Source organism: Stenotrophomonas sp. GQ19 (genome assembly GCF_059758695.1).
This window is the reverse complement of sequence record NZ_JCAXES010000006.1, coordinates 177,589-191,845: the sequence shown is the minus strand read 5'-3', so window position 1 is coordinate 191,845 and position 14,257 is coordinate 177,589. Positions and strand designations below refer to the sequence as shown.

Annotated in this window: 13 protein-coding genes; 8 read left to right on the top strand and 5 right to left on the bottom strand. The window is 69.3% G+C overall.

The window, feature by feature from the left end; translation table 11 throughout:
* Nucleotides 1-13: 13 nt before the first annotated feature.
* From AC6CHL_RS13230 to AC6CHL_RS13215, 4 genes are all read left to right on the top strand, one after another.
* On the top strand, nucleotides 14-724 hold the full coding sequence (locus AC6CHL_RS13230) for an HAD family hydrolase (RefSeq protein ID WP_498294739.1): 711 nt from the start codon (nucleotides 14-16) through the stop codon (nucleotides 722-724).
* A 23-nt stretch (nucleotides 725-747) separates the two neighbouring features.
* Nucleotides 748-2,115, top strand: a complete 1,368-nt coding sequence (locus tag AC6CHL_RS13225; protein WP_447591412.1) for a leucyl aminopeptidase family protein — start codon at nucleotides 748-750, stop codon at nucleotides 2,113-2,115.
* 444 nt (nucleotides 2,116-2,559) lie between these two features.
* On the top strand, nucleotides 2,560-3,672 hold the full coding sequence (locus tag AC6CHL_RS13220) for a catalase family peroxidase (protein ID WP_498294737.1): 1,113 nt from the start codon (nucleotides 2,560-2,562) through the stop codon (nucleotides 3,670-3,672).
* Nucleotides 3,669-4,238 carry a cytochrome b gene (locus AC6CHL_RS13215; protein ID WP_051598922.1) on the top strand — a complete coding sequence of 190 codons (570 nt, stop codon included), beginning with the start codon at nucleotides 3,669-3,671 and terminating at the stop codon, nucleotides 4,236-4,238. Before AC6CHL_RS13220 ends, AC6CHL_RS13215 begins: the two co-directional genes overlap by 4 nt.
* A gap of 380 nt (nucleotides 4,239-4,618) precedes the next feature.
* Here the strand turns inward: AC6CHL_RS13215 and AC6CHL_RS13210 are convergent, their stop codons facing one another.
* From AC6CHL_RS13210 to AC6CHL_RS13190, 5 genes are read right to left on the bottom strand one after another with little or no spacing between them, the layout of a single operon-like run.
* Entirely contained in the window at nucleotides 4,619-5,584 is a 966-nt protein-coding gene (locus AC6CHL_RS13210; protein WP_498294736.1) for a hypothetical protein, read from the bottom strand.
* Nucleotides 5,585-5,628: 44 nt separating this feature from the next.
* Entirely contained in the window at nucleotides 5,629-6,231 is a 603-nt protein-coding gene (locus AC6CHL_RS13205) for a response regulator transcription factor (protein WP_038691041.1), read from the bottom strand.
* The gene (locus AC6CHL_RS13200) at nucleotides 6,228-7,466 is read right to left on the bottom strand and encodes a sensor histidine kinase (RefSeq protein ID WP_498294734.1); all 1,239 of its coding nucleotides are present in this window, start codon (nucleotides 7,464-7,466) and stop codon (nucleotides 6,228-6,230) included. Before AC6CHL_RS13200 ends, AC6CHL_RS13205 begins: the two co-directional genes overlap by 4 nt.
* Nucleotides 7,467-7,484: 18 nt before the next feature.
* Nucleotides 7,485-8,252, bottom strand: coding sequence for an ABC transporter permease (locus AC6CHL_RS13195; protein WP_498294732.1), 768 nt, complete (start codon nucleotides 8,250-8,252; stop codon nucleotides 7,485-7,487).
* The gene (locus AC6CHL_RS13190; protein WP_498294730.1) at nucleotides 8,249-9,148 is read right to left on the bottom strand and encodes an ABC transporter ATP-binding protein; all 900 of its coding nucleotides are present in this window, start codon (nucleotides 9,146-9,148) and stop codon (nucleotides 8,249-8,251) included. The genes AC6CHL_RS13195 and AC6CHL_RS13190 overlap by 4 nt, the downstream gene beginning before the upstream one ends.
* A gap of 203 nt (nucleotides 9,149-9,351) precedes the next feature.
* On the opposite strand from AC6CHL_RS13190, the gene AC6CHL_RS13185 reads away from it, so the two are divergent.
* From AC6CHL_RS13185 to AC6CHL_RS13170, 4 genes are all read left to right on the top strand, one after another.
* Nucleotides 9,352-10,587: an efflux RND transporter periplasmic adaptor subunit gene (locus AC6CHL_RS13185; RefSeq protein ID WP_498294728.1), complete on the top strand. Its 1,236-nt coding sequence runs from the start codon at nucleotides 9,352-9,354 to the stop codon at nucleotides 10,585-10,587.
* A gap of 218 nt (nucleotides 10,588-10,805) precedes the next feature.
* Nucleotides 10,806-11,495, top strand: a complete 690-nt coding sequence (locus AC6CHL_RS13180; protein ID WP_498294726.1) for an ABC transporter ATP-binding protein — start codon at nucleotides 10,806-10,808, stop codon at nucleotides 11,493-11,495.
* A gap of 14 nt (nucleotides 11,496-11,509) precedes the next feature.
* Nucleotides 11,510-12,670 carry an ABC transporter permease gene (locus AC6CHL_RS13175; protein WP_038691047.1) on the top strand — a complete coding sequence of 387 codons (1,161 nt, stop codon included), beginning with the start codon at nucleotides 11,510-11,512 and terminating at the stop codon, nucleotides 12,668-12,670.
* Nucleotides 12,671-12,680: 10 nt separating this feature from the next.
* Nucleotides 12,681-13,991, top strand: coding sequence for an ABC transporter permease (locus AC6CHL_RS13170; RefSeq protein ID WP_038691048.1), 1,311 nt, complete (start codon nucleotides 12,681-12,683; stop codon nucleotides 13,989-13,991).
* Nucleotides 13,992-14,257: the final 266 nt, after the last annotated feature.

The window sequence follows — 14,257 nt, the reverse complement described above, 5'->3', positions numbered from 1 at the left end:
GTAGAATGGCGGGGTGAATTTCCCAGTCCAAGCCATCACCCTCGACCTCGACGACACCCTGTGGCCGTTCGCCCCCATCGGCGCGCGCATCGACCAGGTGCTGTTTGAGTGGATGCTGCAACACAGCCCCGCCACCGCCGCGATGTACCCCGTGGCGGCCATGCGGGAGCTGCGCGAGCGCTCCTTCCACGACAACCCGCAGCTGCACCACGACCTGAGCGCGCTGCGCCGGTTGACCCTGCACGAAGCGCTGGAGAAAAGCGGTGCCGACCTGGCCCTGCTCGAGCCGGCCTACGAGGCGTTTTACGCCGCGCGCAACCAGGTGGAGTTCTACCCGGACGCACTGGACGCGCTGGCCCGCATCGCCGCGAAGGTGCCGGTGGCCGCGCTCAGCAACGGCAACGCCGACCTGCAGCGGATCGGCCTGGCCCACCATTTCAGCTTCCAGCTGGGCTCGCGCGAACACGGCGCGGCCAAGCCGGCGGCCAGCATTTTCCACGCCGCCTGCGACCGCCTTGGGGTTGCCCCCACCCACGTGCTGCACGTGGGCGACCACGCCGAGATGGACGTGGTGGGCGCCATGCGGGCCGGCCTTCGCGGCTGCTGGATCAACCGCGAAGCGCACGTCTGGAACCACCCTTCGCTGCAGCCTGACCTGCAGTTCGACACCCTGACCGGACTGGCCGACTGGCTCGATGCGAACGCATCGGCGCAGCACGCCTGACCACGAACGGAGCCTTTTCCCGCATGACCCAGATCAACGGTTTCACCACCGAGGCCGCCAAGGCCCTTCCGCTGCACGTGATGGAGCGTACGCAGTTCGCCGCTTGGCGCGCGCAGCAGAGCGAGGCGCTGGTTGCCTGGATCGATGCGCAGCATTTCAACGGCAGCGGTGGCAGCGTGGTGCTGCTGCCCGGCGAGCATGGCCTGGCCGGTGCGATCGTGGGCGTGGGAGATCCCGGCGATGCCTATGCGTACGCGCATGCGCCGTTCGCGCTGCCCGAAGGCACCGTGTGGAAGGTGGCCGATGCGCTGCCGGCGGATGTTGAAACCCTGCTGCACCTGGGCTGGGGCTTGGGCAGCTATCGCTTCGCGCGGTACCGCAAGCCCAACCGCGCCCCCGCGCAGCTGCTGGCCACGCCGTCGGCCGAAGTGCGCGACGTGGTGACCGCCAGCCTGCGCGTGCGCGACTGGGTCAACACCCCCACCGAAGACATGGGGCCGCAGCAGCTCGAAGACGCCGCGCGTGCGCTGGCCGACGCACATGGTGCGCAGCTCGAGGTGATCACCGGTGACGCGCTGCTGGCGCAGAACTTCCCGGCCATCCACGCTGTTGGCCGCGCCTCGCACCGTGCCCCGCGCCTGATCGCGCTGCGCTGGGGCACCGCCGGCCAGCCGCATGTGGCGCTGGTGGGCAAGGGCGTGTGCTTCGACACCGGTGGCCTGGACATCAAGCCGGCCGACGGCATGCGCAACATGAAGAAGGACATGGGCGGCGCGGCGCATGCGCTGGCGCTGGCCGGGCTGATCATGGCCCAGCAGCTGCCGGTGCAGCTGACCCTGCTGATTGCCGCGGTGGAAAACGCGATCGGCCCCGATGCGTTCCGGCCGGGCGAAGTGATCGCCACCCGCAAGGGGCTGAGCATCGAGATCGACAATACCGACGCCGAAGGCCGGCTGGTGCTGTGCGATGCACTCACCTACGCCAGCGAACAGCAGCCGCAGATCGTGCTCGACTTCGCCACCCTCACCGGCGCGGCGCGCATCGCGCTGGGCCCGGACCTGCCGGCGTTGTTCAGCAACGATGACACCCTGGCCCAACAGTGGCTGCAGGCCGGCGAACGGACCCGCGACCCGGTCTGGCGCATGCCGCTGTGGCGCCCGTACCTGCGTTACCTGCACAGCGGCATCGCCGACCTGGCCAATGCCGGCTCGCGCATGGCCGGCTCGGTCACCGCCGCGCTGTACCTGGAGCGCTTCATCGCCGAAGGCCAGGTCTGGGCGCACCTGGACGTGTACGCCTGGAACGACGGCGAACGCCCGGGCCGCCCGGCCGGTGGCGAAGCGCTGGCGCTGCGCTCGGCGTGGGCAATGCTGAAGGCACGCTACGCCTGACCCCGTAGAGCGGGGCTCTGCCCCGCTGCCCGGCTGACCGACCAAACATCGTAGAGCGGGGCTCTGCCCCGCTGCCTGGCTGACCGACCGAACATCGTAGAGCGGGGCTCTGCCCCGCTGCCTGGCTGACCGACCAAACATCGTAGAGCGGGGCTCTGCCCGGCTGCCTGGCTGACCGACCGAACATCGTAGAGCGGGGCTCTGCCCCGCTGCCTGGCCGATCGATCTGCCGGGTAGAACCCGGCACTACGTGGCTGCCTGGCCGATCGATCTGCCGGGTAGAACCCGGCACTACGTGGCTGCCCGGCTGATCGGGCTGCCGGATGGAACCCGGCACTGCCCCCCGGCCAACTCTTGTCGAAAATGTGAATATCGGCGTGCGCTGCCTTCTGACACCATGCCCCTGTCGCCCACCCACACACACGTGAAGGCAGGATTCCGGACATGTCGCTCTTTGGTTACACCCGCGCCGGCCAGGAGCCGGGCGCCCCGCGTCCCCCGTCGCCGCTGCTGTGGATCGCGCTGATCGCGCTGATTGCCGGCCTGCTGGTCCTGGCGTTTGCCTGGCTGGCCGGCTGGATCGGTCGTGACCGCGCCACCGCGCAGGCCTTCACCGACAGCATCGAAGCTACCGGCCCGCCCCACCCCGGTTTCCGCCGCGCGCACAGCAAGGGCGTGTGCGTGAGTGGCAGCTTCCAGGGCACGCCGGACGGTGCCGCGTTGAGTTCGGCCCGCGTGTTCCGCCAGGCGCAGGTGCCGGTGCTGGGCCGCCTGTCGATCGGCGGCGGCGATCCGCACGGTGCCGATGCCAATGCGCGCGTGCGGAGCATGGCGCTACAGCTGGTGAGCGATGACGGCCAGGAATGGCGCACCGCGATGAACAGCTTCCCGTTCTTCGCCGTGCCCACCGCCGAGGCCTTCCTGGAACAGACCCGCGCCGGCATTCCCGACCCGGCCACCGGCAAGCCGGACCCGGCGAAGATGGCCGCTGTGCAGGCCAAATACCCCAGCGCGCGGGCCTTCGGGGAATGGGCCAAGACCGCGCCGTGGTCCAACAGCTGGGCCAACACCGACTACAACGGGGTCAACAGCTTCCGCTTCACCGCCGCCGACGGCAGCCAGCACTTCGTGCGCTGGAGCATGCGCCCGCAGGCCCCCTTCGTGGAGATGACCGCCGCGCAGCGCGCGCAGTCCGGGCTGGACTACCTTGCCGTCGAGTTCGCGCAACGGCTGGCGCAGGGACCGGTGCGCTGGGACATGTGGGTGACGCTGGCCGAAGCGGGCGACCCGATCGATGACCCGTCGCAGGTGTGGCCGGCGCAGCGCCGCCAGGTCAAGGTGGGCACGCTGAGCCTGGTGTCGATGCAGCCCCAGGCCGAGGGCGCGTGCCGCGACCTCAACTACGACCCGCTGATTCTGCCCAGCGGCATCGCCGGCACCGATGATCCGATCCTGGCGGCGCGCTCGGCGGTGTATTCGCAGTCGTTCAACCGCCGCGAGCGCGAAATCGCCAGCGGCAAGGGTGCTGCCGCCACCGGCAAGGAAGGTGCGAAATGAACCGCGATACCGGCCACTTCAACCTTACCGCGCGGGTGCTGCACTGGCTGATGGCCGCGATGATCCTGACCATGCTGTTCGTGGGCGTGGGCATGGTGGCCGCGCTGCAGTGGCGGCCGATGCTGGTGGACCTGCACCGGCCGCTGGGTATCGCGATCCTGCTGCTGGTGCTGGTGCGCCTATACAACCGCCTGCGCCACCGGCCGCCGCCGTTGCCGGCCGACCTGCCGGCCTGGCAGGCCGCTGCCGCGCATGCCTCGCACTGGGTGCTGTACGGACTGATGCTGGCGATGCCGCTGGTGGGCTGGTCGATGTTGTCGGCCGGTGGGTATCCGATCGTGATGTGGTCCGGGTTCAACCTGCCGGCGATCGTGCCACATGATCCGTCGCTGTACGCCGCGCTGCGCAATGCGCACAGCCTGCTGGCCTATGCGTTGTTCGCTACCGTGGTGGTGCATCTGTCGGCCGCGCTGTTCCACCTGTGGGTGCGCCGCGATGGGGTGTTCCAGGCGATGGCGAAGGGGCCGGGGCGCGCCGACGGTCTGGACACCGACAAGCACCGGTAGCTACCGACCGTTGGTCGGTAGATGGCCATCCGATCAGCGTTGCGAGGAGCCGGCCAGCGGCCGGCACTACCGGTGCGATTGCGTTGCACCCACCAACGGTGGGTGCCTACCGGGGGGGGCGTGGCGGCGGTCGGTATCGGTATCGCGCGCGTTGCACCCACCAACGGTGGGTGCCTACCCGGTTGGGCGTGGCGGCGGTCGGTATCGGTATCGCGCGCGTTGCACCCACCAATACGGTGGGTGCCTACCCGGTTGGGCGTGGCGGCGGTCGGTATCGGCGTCGCGCGCGTTGCACCCACCAACGGTGGGTGCCTACCGGGTTGGGCGGACCGGCTATTGGTATCGGCATCGCGCGCGTTGCACCCACCCGCGGTGGGTGCCTAGCGGGCGGCGCGGTGGGCTTCGACCAGGGCGCGGTAGCGCTGGCGGTGTTGGGTGCATTTGGCCAGCACTGCCTCGGGCGTGCCGGTGGCGTAGCGCTCGCCCTTGCCCAGCAGCATGGCGTCGAAGCCGGTGCTTCTGAAGCGCTTCCCCTCGTGCCCCACGTACACGTCGATGTGCTGGTAGAACTCGGCCAGGGGCATGCTCGCGCGTGGATCGCGGGCGCCGATTTGGTGGTCCTGGCCGTGGGTGGGAACGGTGGCCGGCCGCACCGCGCCTTCCACGTGCGGCAGGTTCGCCTCGATCCAGGCGAACTCTTCCAGCGGCAGGCTGGCCATGCCCATCTCCAGCTTGGCCAGGCGCGGCAGCGCCAGCAGCGCGCCCATCACCGGCGACACCTTCGGCGCGCGGAACCACGACACATTCAGTCGCTCCAGCGCCGGCAGGCCGGCAAGAAAGGCGAAATCGTCCACGGGCTGGTTCCAGTCCAGCGTGCCCAGAAGGGTCAGGTCGCGCAATGCAGTGGCGCCGGCCAGGCCGGAAAAATCGTGCACTCGTCGCAGGTTCTCCATGTGCAGCGCCTGCAGCGCCGGCAGGCGGCCCACGGGCGACAGATCGGAAAACGCCGAGACGTACTCCAGCACCAGTTCGCGCAGCCCGTGCATGCCCTCCAGCATCGCCAGCGTCTTTGGCCGCGCATGGCTGATCCGCAACGCGGTCAGCTGCGGCAGCTGCGCCAAGGCAGCCAGCTGGGCCTGGTCGGGTTCGTGCAGGGTCAGTTCGCGCAGCGCTTCCAGCTGCAGCACGCGCACCCAGTTGCGGTCGTGGCGGGTCAACGTGAGCCGGGTGGCGTCGTCGGGCGCGTCGGCCACGTCCTCGTAATGGCACGCCCAGCGCTGCGCGTTCGGCGTGATCGTCCACACCCCGCTGGCACGGTCGATGAGATCGGCGAAGTGGTGTTTCATCGGGTGCGCATCCGGTCCATGGAACGCACAGGATACCCGCTCGCCTACAGCCAGCCTTTCTGCCGCGCCAGCCGATACGCTTCGATGCGGTTGGCCACGCCCAGTTTGCCGATGCATTCGGACAGGTAGTTGCGCACGGTGCCGTGCGACAAGCCCAGCTGGGTGGCGATCTCGCTGGCCGAACGCCCGTCGCCGGACAGGCGCAGTACCTGGCGTTCGCGGTCGTTGAGCGGGTCGGCCTGCGACCAGGCATCCAGCGCCAGCTGCGGGTCGATCGCGCGTCCGCCGCGCTGCACCTGGCGCAGGGCATCGGCCAGGCGTTCGGCCGGGGCATCCTTGAGCAGGTAACCGCACACCCCCGCGTCCAGCGCGCGGCGCAGGAAGCCCGAGCGCGCGAAGGTGGTCACGATCACCACCTTGATCGGCAACTGCTGGCGCGCGATGCGCTGGGCCAGCTCCAGCCCGGACAGACCGGGCATTTCGATGTCGGTGACCAGGATGTCCGGCTGCAGCTGCTGCAGCATGCGCCACGCCGCCTCGCCATCGGCGGCGCTGCCGAGCACCTCGATGTCCGGCTCAAGGCCAAGCAGGGCCGACAGCGCGCCGCGCACCATCGCCTGGTCTTCGGCCAGTACGATGCGGATCATACCGGCCCACCCGCAGGCAGCGACGGTGCCGTCGGCAGGTCGGCCGGCAAGGCGGCCACCGCCGCGGTTGCCGCTGGCAGCGGCACGCGCACCGTGACGCAGGTGCCCTCACCCTTCACCGACTGCAGCACCAGCGTGCCGCGCAATGCCGTCACCCGCTCGCGCATGCCGCCCAGCCCGTTGCCGTCGGCGTGCACGCCGCCACGGCCATCATCACGGATCTCCATCAGCAAGCTGCGCCCTTCCTGTTCAAAACGTATCCAGGCCTGGTGTGCCTGCGCGTGCCGGGCGATGTTGGTGGCCGCCTCGCGCAGCACCAGCGACAACCCGCGCTCCACATCCGGCGGCATCGGCGGCGGCGGCGCGTAATGCAGGTGCACGTGCTGGCATTCCAGCAACAGCCGCGCCGACGCCAGCTCGGCTGCCAGGTCGCTGGCGCGGATGCCGGTGACCGCGCTGCGCACTTCGGCCAGGGCCTGGCGCGCGATCGCTTCGGCCTCGGTCACTTCGCGGCGCGAGCCCTGCGGGTCGCGGTCGGCCAGCTTGCGCGACAGTTCCAGCTTCAGCGTGATCAGCGACAGCGTGTGCCCCAGCAGGTCGTGCAGGTCACGGCCGATGCGCTCGCGTTCGGCGGTGGCGGCCAGACGGCGCACTTCCTCCTGCGACAGCTGCAGCGCCGCGTCACGGTCCTTGTTGGCCCGTTCCACGTTGATGACGATGCCGAGGATGAGGCCCATCGAGGGAATCCACACCACCAGCTGCCACGGGTAGCCCACCCACAAGGCGACCACCACGAACAGGCCGTTGAGCGCCAGCAGCTGCAGCATGTAGCGCAGCATGCTGGTGTCGCGGCACACCCGCAGCATCACGCACCCGAAGATGAAGTAGCTGATGCCCGAGGGATAGAACGGCAGCAGCGCCAGGCCCATGGCCACCATCGCCAGCGCATAACGCGGCCCGTGGTGGCGGGGCGCCAGCAGCAGGCGCACATACAGGACCAGGAACACCGGGTAGGTGAGCAGGGTCAACCACAACCACTCCAGCGTGTAGCCCGTGCCGAAGATGGGGGTGAAGAACACCCAGCCGGTCCACAACAGGTGGACCGCGTCGGCCCAGGCCGGCTTGCCACGGCGCAGGTTGTCGGCCACCGACGAATCCGGCGCGGGGCGCAGCAGCGAGGCGATCCAGCGCGAAGGCACGGTCGGTTCCAGGGCGGGGCGGTCAGGCGCGATCATGCCAGTTTCGTCCGCCGCTTAGCCAACCCGGCGCAGGCGCCGCCGCGCCAGCCCCAGCGCCACACCGGTGACCGCCAGCAACACCGCGATGTGCACCCACGTGCTGCCCTGGGCCGGCATGCCCACCGCCGGCAGCGCCAGTTGGGCCAGGTGCCAGGTGGGCCACAGCGGGGCCAGCGCGGAAAACACTGGCGGCAGGATCGACAGCGGCAGCCACAGCCCCGACAGCAGCGCCAGCGGCAGGTACACCAGGTTGACCACCGCCGGGGCTGCACTGGCACTGACATGGCTGCCGATCCACAGCCCGATCGCGCCCAGCGGCAGCGCGGCGAAGCCGGCCACGGCCAGCAGCCGCAGCACCATCGCTGGCGCCAGGCCCACCCCGGCCAGGGCGGCCACCCCCAGCAGCACCAGCGCCACCAGCAGCGCGAACAGCACCGCCATCAGCAGCCGCGCCAGCAACGGCGCCATCGGTGGCAAGGGGAGCGCGCGCTTCAGCGTGAGCAGGCCGCCTTCGCGGTCCAGCGCCAGCTGCACGCCGAAGCCGAACAGCGCCGGGGCCATCGCGCCGAACACGCAGTAGGTGGCCAGCAGGTACTGCGGCGCGTGACCGCGCCCGAGCAGTATCCCGAACAGCGCATAGAACAGCACCGGAAACAGCAGCGAGGGCAGCGCGAAGGCCGGCGTGCGCCAGGCGCGGCGCAGTTCGCACAGCGCTTCGGCGCGGTAGATCCGCCAGCTGGAGGCGCGCGGGTGCGCGGTCGGTACGGTGGTCAGGGTATTCATGCGGCCTCCCGGGTCAGTTCGACGAAGGCGTCGGCCAGGCCGCCGCCGTGTACCTCCAGGTCCTGCAGCTGCGGGTCTTCGGCCAGCAGCCGCGCCACCACCGGTTCGGCCGGTTCGGCCAGCAGCTGCAGGCGCAGCCCATCGCGCTGCACCTCGCGCACGCCGGGCCAGGTTTTGAGTACCTCGGCATCCAGCGCGCTGCGGCAGCGGATCCGGCGCGGGGCCAGTTGCTGGCGGAACTGCGCCAACGGTCCGTCGGCCAGCACCCGTCCCTGTTCGATCACCACCACGCGCTGGGCCAGTGCTTCGGCCTCTTCCAGGTAGTGGGTGGTCAGCAGCACGCCGCAGCCTTCGCTGGCCAGCTGCCGGATCGCCTGCCACAGCGCCTGCCGGGCCTGGATGTCCAGGCCGGTGGTAGGCTCGTCGAGGAACAGCAGCTGCGGCCGCCCACACAGCGCGATGGCGAACTGCACGCGGCGCTGCTGGCCACCGGACAGCTGGCCGTAACGGCGCCGTGCCAGATCGGCCAGCCCGGCCAGTGCCAAGCACTCTTCCAGGGGGCGTGGGTCGTCGTAGCAGGCGCTTGCCAGCGCAATCAGTTCATCCACCTGCAGCACCGGCGGCAATGCGGTGCTCTGCAGCATCACCCCGATGCCCCGCCGGCTGGCCCGCTGTTGCGGGTCGCCGCCCAGCAGCTCGGCCTGGCCAGCATCAAGGGCGCGCAGGCCCAGCAGTACCGAAATCGCGGTGCTCTTGCCCGCGCCGTTGCGGCCGAGCAGGGCCAGCACTTCGCCGCGCTGCAGCGAAAAGCTTACGCCCTGCAGTGCGGCGACAACACCGTAATGCACCTGCGCGTCGCGCAGCGTGGCCAAGGCAGTCGGGCAGGAAACGGACATCGGGACACTCCGTAGCGGGTTCGGCACAGCGTCGCGCTGCGGCGGCCCCGGTCCCAGTGGCCGCCGTCAGCGCAAGCAGGTGACAGCTGTCACTGCCGTGGCGCCCGGCCGGTGGGCATGCTGTGCACCTCCCGGCCCGGTGCCGGTTTGTCCCCGGCCGCCGTTGCGGTCACACTCGACCCGATTCCCCGTCCAGACTCACGATGAACGCATCCGCTGAACTGCTCAAGGAACTCCGCATCGACCGCAAGGCGACTCCGCCGCCGTCCGCGCCCCGCCGAGGGCTGTGGATCGGGGTGGCCATCGTCGCCGTGCTCCTGCTCGTTGGGATCGGCTGGTTCCTGTTCGGCCGGCAACGCCCGATCGAGGTGACCACCGCGCCGGTGGTGGCCATCCAGCAGGGCGGCGCCAGCGGTTCGGTGCTCGATGCCAGCGGCTACGTGGTGGCGCGGCGCATGGCCACGGTGTCGGCCAAGATCACCGGCAAGGTGCGCGAGGTGATGATCGAAGAAGGCATGCGGGTGGAAGAAGGCCAGGTGATGGCCACGCTCGACCCGATCGATGCCAACGCCCAGCGCAGCCTGTCGGCCTCGCAGCTGGAGGCCGCGCGCAGCCAGCTGGCCGGGCTGCAGGCGCAGGTGGCGCAGGCCAACGCCGAAGCCGGCCGCCTGCAGACGCTGGTGGGCCAGCAGCTGGTGTCGCGCTCGCAGTACGACCTGGCCATCGCCCAGCGCGACAGCCTGCGCGCGCAGCTGCGTACCGCCGAACGCAACACCACGGTGGCCAACGATGCCCTGGCCATCGCCGACCTGGGCGTGGACAACAACACCGTGCGCGCGCCGTTCTCCGGCGTGGTCACCGCCAAGGCCGCGCAGCCGGGCGAGATCGTGTCGCCGTTGTCGGCCGGCGGTGGCTTCACCCGCACCGGTATCGGCACCATCGTGGACATGGAGTCGCTGGAGATCGAAGTAGAGGTGGGCGAGTCGTTCATTGGCCGCGTGCAACCGAAGATGCCGGTCGAAGCCACGCTCAACGCCTACCCGGACTGGAAGATTCCAGCCGAGGTGATCGCCATCATCCCCACGGCCGACCGCGGCAAGGCCACGGTCAAGGTGCGCGTGGCGCTGAAGGTGAAAGACCCGCGCATCGTGCCGGAGATGGGCGTGCGGGTGAGCTTCCTCGAGGCCGCACAACCGGCGCAGGCCGCCGCCCCGAAGGGCGTGCGCGTGCCGGCGGCCGCCCTCGTGGAGCGCGAACAGAAAACCGTCGCCTTCGTGGTGAAGGACGACCAGCGCGTGGAACAGCGCACGGTCACCGCCGGCGCCACGCTCAACACCGACCGCCAGGTCAGCCAGGGGCTGAGCGCGGGCGAGGTGGTGGTGCTGGACCCGCCCGAGGCGCTGAAGGACGGCAGCAAGGTGGTGGAAGCCAGTAAGTAGGCGGCGCCGCCGCGCAAGGCGGCGCAACCCAGTGTGTGACCCGCGCGCCCCCGCGCGCGGCCTCGAACGTGCGCTACCCGTGCCGTGCAGGCGCGCAGGCTGGCCGCTGTCTGCCACCGCGCATCCCACCCGGGCACGGCCCTCATTCCGCCGCAGGCAGGCACGGCTCCTGCATGCCGGTGCGTCTTCGATCCGCCTTGATCCACGGAGAACCATCCATGTCGACCCTGGTTTCGCTCCGCAACATCACCAAGACCTACCAGCGTGGCCCCGAGAAGGTGCAGGTGCTGCACGGCATCGATCTGGACATCCAGCGCGGCGATTTCGTCGCGTTGATGGGCCCGTCCGGCTCGGGCAAGACCACCCTGCTCAACCTGATCGGCGGGCTGGACACGCCCAGCGACGGTGAGATCGAGATCGAAGGCGAACGCATCGACCGCATGAGCGGCGGCCAGCTGTCCACCTGGCGCAGCCACCACGTCGGCTTCGTGTTCCAGTTCTACAACCTGATGCCGATGCTGACCGCGCAGAAGAACGTGGAACTGCCGCTGCTGCTTACCCACCTGGGCGCGGCCCAGCGCAAGCGCAACGCCGAGATCGCGCTGACCCTGGTGGGCCTGGCCGACCGCCGCAGCCACCGCCCCAATGAGCTGTCCGGCGGCCAGCAGCAGCGCGTGGCGATCGCGCGGGCAATCGTGTCCGACCCCACCTTCCTGATCTGCGACGAGCCCACCGGCGACCTGGACCGGCAGTCGGCCGAGGAGATCCTGGGCCTGCTGCAGCAGCTCAACCGCGAGCACGGCAAGACCATCATCATGGTCACCCATGACCCCAAGGCCGCCGAGTACGCCACCCACACCGTGCACCTGGACAAGGGCGAACTGGCCAGCGCGCAAGCGGCCCACTGACGGAGGATGCCGCGATGAAGTATTTCTCGCTGGTCTGGGCCCAGCTGTTCCGCAGCAAGACACGCACGCTGCTGACCCTGCTGTCGGTGGTGGCCGCGTTCCTGCTGTTTGGCATGCTCGATTCGGTGCGTGTGGCGTTCAACTCCGGCGGTGAGACCATCGAAGGCGCCAAGCGGCTGGTGGTGTCCTCCAAGCTGTCGATCACCCAGAGCCTGCCATTGCGCTTGCTGCGCGACATCGAGGCCACCCCGGGCGTGCGCAAGGTGAACTACGCGATGTGGTTCGGGGGCATCTACCAGGACCCGAAGAACTTCTTCCCCAGTTTCTCGGTGTCGGACAACTACATGGACCTGTACCCGGAGTTCGAGCTGCCGCCGGCGCAGGCCGAGGCGTTCAAGAACACCCGTACCGGCGCCATCGTGGGCGAGACCCTGGCCAAGCGCTTCGGCTGGAAGCTGGGCGACACCATCCCGATGCAGGCCACCATCTTCCCGCGCAAGGGCAGCAACGACTGGCCGCTGGAACTGGTGGGCATCTACCGGGCCAAGGACCGCAACAACGCCGGCGCGGAGAACCAGTTGCTGCTGCACTGGAGTTACTTCGACGAGTCCAACGATTACATCAAGAACCAGGTCAGCTTCTACACCGTGCAGCTGGACAACCCGGCGCACGCCTCGCGCGTGGCCCAGGCGATCGATGCGCTGTCGCTCAATTCCGACCGCGAAACCAAGTCGCAGACCGAAGCGGCGTTCTCGCAGGCGTTCGCCAAGCAGTTCGCCGACATCGGCCTGATCGTCACCGGCATCATGGCCGCGGTGTTCTTCACTCTCGTGCTGCTGACCGGCAACACCATGGCCCAGGCGGTACGCGAACGCATTCCGGAACTGGCCATCCTGAAGACACTGGGCTTCAAGGACGGCACCGTGCTGGTGCTGGTGATGGTGGAGTCGGTGCTGTTGATCGTGCTGGGCGGACTGATCGGCATGGGCCTGGCCGCGATCCTGATGCCGGCCATCAGCGCCAACAGCCAGGGCATGATCAGCCTGCCGGGCGTGCCTGCGCAGACCTGGGCCATGGCGCTGGGCCTGATGGCGGTGATCGGGGTGGTAGTGGGCCTGCTGCCGGCATTGCGCGCGCAGCGGTTGAAGATCGTCGACGCACTGGCCGGACGCTGAGGAGCCCCGCATGAAGACGCACTGGATGTGGAACGTGTTGACTGTGCTGCTGCTGGCGGTGGCCCTGGTGGTCTGGATCGTGTTGCCGTGGCCGGCGGTGCTGGCCATCGCGGTGGCCGTGGCGGCCTGGCTGCTGCTGACCCGCAGCGGGCGGCTGTCGCTGGCGGCCGCACGCATCGGCATTGCCAGCTTGCCGCAGCGCTGGGGTGCCTCGTCGGTGATCGTGGTCGGCATTGCCGGCGTGGTCGGGGTGCTGGTGGCGATGCTGGCGATGGGCGACGGCTTCAAGGCCACGCTCAACCGCAGCGGCAGCGACGACGTGGCCATCGTGCTGCGCGGTGGCTCGCAGGCCGAGACCAACTCGGTGATCATGCGCGACCAGCTGCCGCTGATCCAGAGCCTGCCCGGCGTGGCCCGTGGCACCGATGGCAAGCCGCTGGTGTCGGCCGAGCTGTCGCAGGTGATCAGCCTGCTCTCGCGCAGCGACCACAGCGACACCAACGTGCAGTTCCGCGGGGTGGGCGACAAGGCGTGGGAGGTGCGCAAGACGATCCGCATCATTGAAGGCCGCCGCTTCAAGCCCGGCCTGCGCGAGATCGTGGTGGGCAAGGGGGCCAAGGCGCAGTTCGAGGGCCTGGAGGTAGGCAAGACCCTGCAGCTGGGCAAGCAGGACTGGACCGTGGTGGGCGTGTTCGCCTCCAACGACGTGCACGAGTCCGAGCTGTGGGCCGACACCCAGACCCTGTCCACCACCTACAACCGCAGTGCCTACCAGTCGGTCAACGTGCGTACCGACGGCACGGCCGGATTCGCCCGTTTCAAGGCGGCGATGGAAGCCGACCCGCGGCTGAAGCTGGACGTGGAAACCAGCCGCGCGTACTACAGCAAGCAGTCCGGCGGGTTGAGCAAGCTGATCAGCATCCTGGGCACGGTGATCGGCACGATCATGGCCATCGGCGCGGTGTTCGGCGCCCTCAACACGATGTACGCGGCCGTGGCCACGCGCGCGCGGGAGATCGCCACCATGCGCGCGATCGGGTTCCGTGGCCTGCCGGTGGTGACGGCGGTGATGCTGGAAACCATGCTGCTGGCGCTGCTTGGCGGCCTGCTCGGCGGGTTGGTGGCCTGGCTGGTGTTCAACAACTACACCGTGTCCACGCTGGGCAACAACTTCAGCCAGGTGGTGTTCCAGTTCCAGGTATCCCCGCAGCTCTTGTGGACGGGGCTGAAATGGGCGCTGGGTATCGGGCTGGTGGGTGGGCTGTTCCCGGCCCTGCGTGCAGCACGCCTGCCGATCACCACGGCACTGCGCGAGACCTGACACCGCAATAGAGGCACCCGCGCGCGCGTTTGCGCACACGCGATAGCAGGCCACGAACCGCATCCGCAAGGGTGCGGTTTTTTTTGCGTAGCCACCCATGGGGTGGCTCTACCGGGTGGCGGATGCTGAACGCTTGTCGTTGTGCGCGTCTGCCGGCACTCAAGTTGCAGGGTGCATCGCCGTTATCGGTGCCTCTGCCTGCATCGTTGCGATGCACTGCACACACGACGGCGCGCATTGGAAAAAGATAGTTCGCCAACCCGCGA

Coding starts and splice junctions, on each gene's coding strand:
- AC6CHL_RS13225 (WP_447591412.1), top strand. CDS start 748: ATGACCCAGATCAACGGTTTCACCACCGAGGCCGCCAAGGCCCTTCCG.
- AC6CHL_RS13220 (WP_498294737.1), top strand. CDS start 2,560: ATGTCGCTCTTTGGTTACACCCGCGCCGGCCAGGAGCCGGGCGCCCCG.
- AC6CHL_RS13215 (WP_051598922.1), top strand. CDS start 3,669: ATGAACCGCGATACCGGCCACTTCAACCTTACCGCGCGGGTGCTGCAC.
- AC6CHL_RS13210 (WP_498294736.1), bottom strand. CDS start 5,584: ATGAAACACCACTTCGCCGATCTCATCGACCGTGCCAGCGGGGTGTGG.
- AC6CHL_RS13205 (WP_038691041.1), bottom strand. CDS start 6,231: ATGATCCGCATCGTACTGGCCGAAGACCAGGCGATGGTGCGCGGCGCG.
- AC6CHL_RS13200 (WP_498294734.1), bottom strand. CDS start 7,466: ATGATCGCGCCTGACCGCCCCGCCCTGGAACCGACCGTGCCTTCGCGC.
- AC6CHL_RS13195 (WP_498294732.1), bottom strand. CDS start 8,252: ATGAATACCCTGACCACCGTACCGACCGCGCACCCGCGCGCCTCCAGC.
- AC6CHL_RS13190 (WP_498294730.1), bottom strand. CDS start 9,148: ATGTCCGTTTCCTGCCCGACTGCCTTGGCCACGCTGCGCGACGCGCAG.
- AC6CHL_RS13185 (WP_498294728.1), top strand. CDS start 9,352: ATGAACGCATCCGCTGAACTGCTCAAGGAACTCCGCATCGACCGCAAG.
- AC6CHL_RS13180 (WP_498294726.1), top strand. CDS start 10,806: ATGTCGACCCTGGTTTCGCTCCGCAACATCACCAAGACCTACCAGCGT.
- AC6CHL_RS13175 (WP_038691047.1), top strand. CDS start 11,510: ATGAAGTATTTCTCGCTGGTCTGGGCCCAGCTGTTCCGCAGCAAGACA.
- AC6CHL_RS13170 (WP_038691048.1), top strand. CDS start 12,681: ATGAAGACGCACTGGATGTGGAACGTGTTGACTGTGCTGCTGCTGGCG.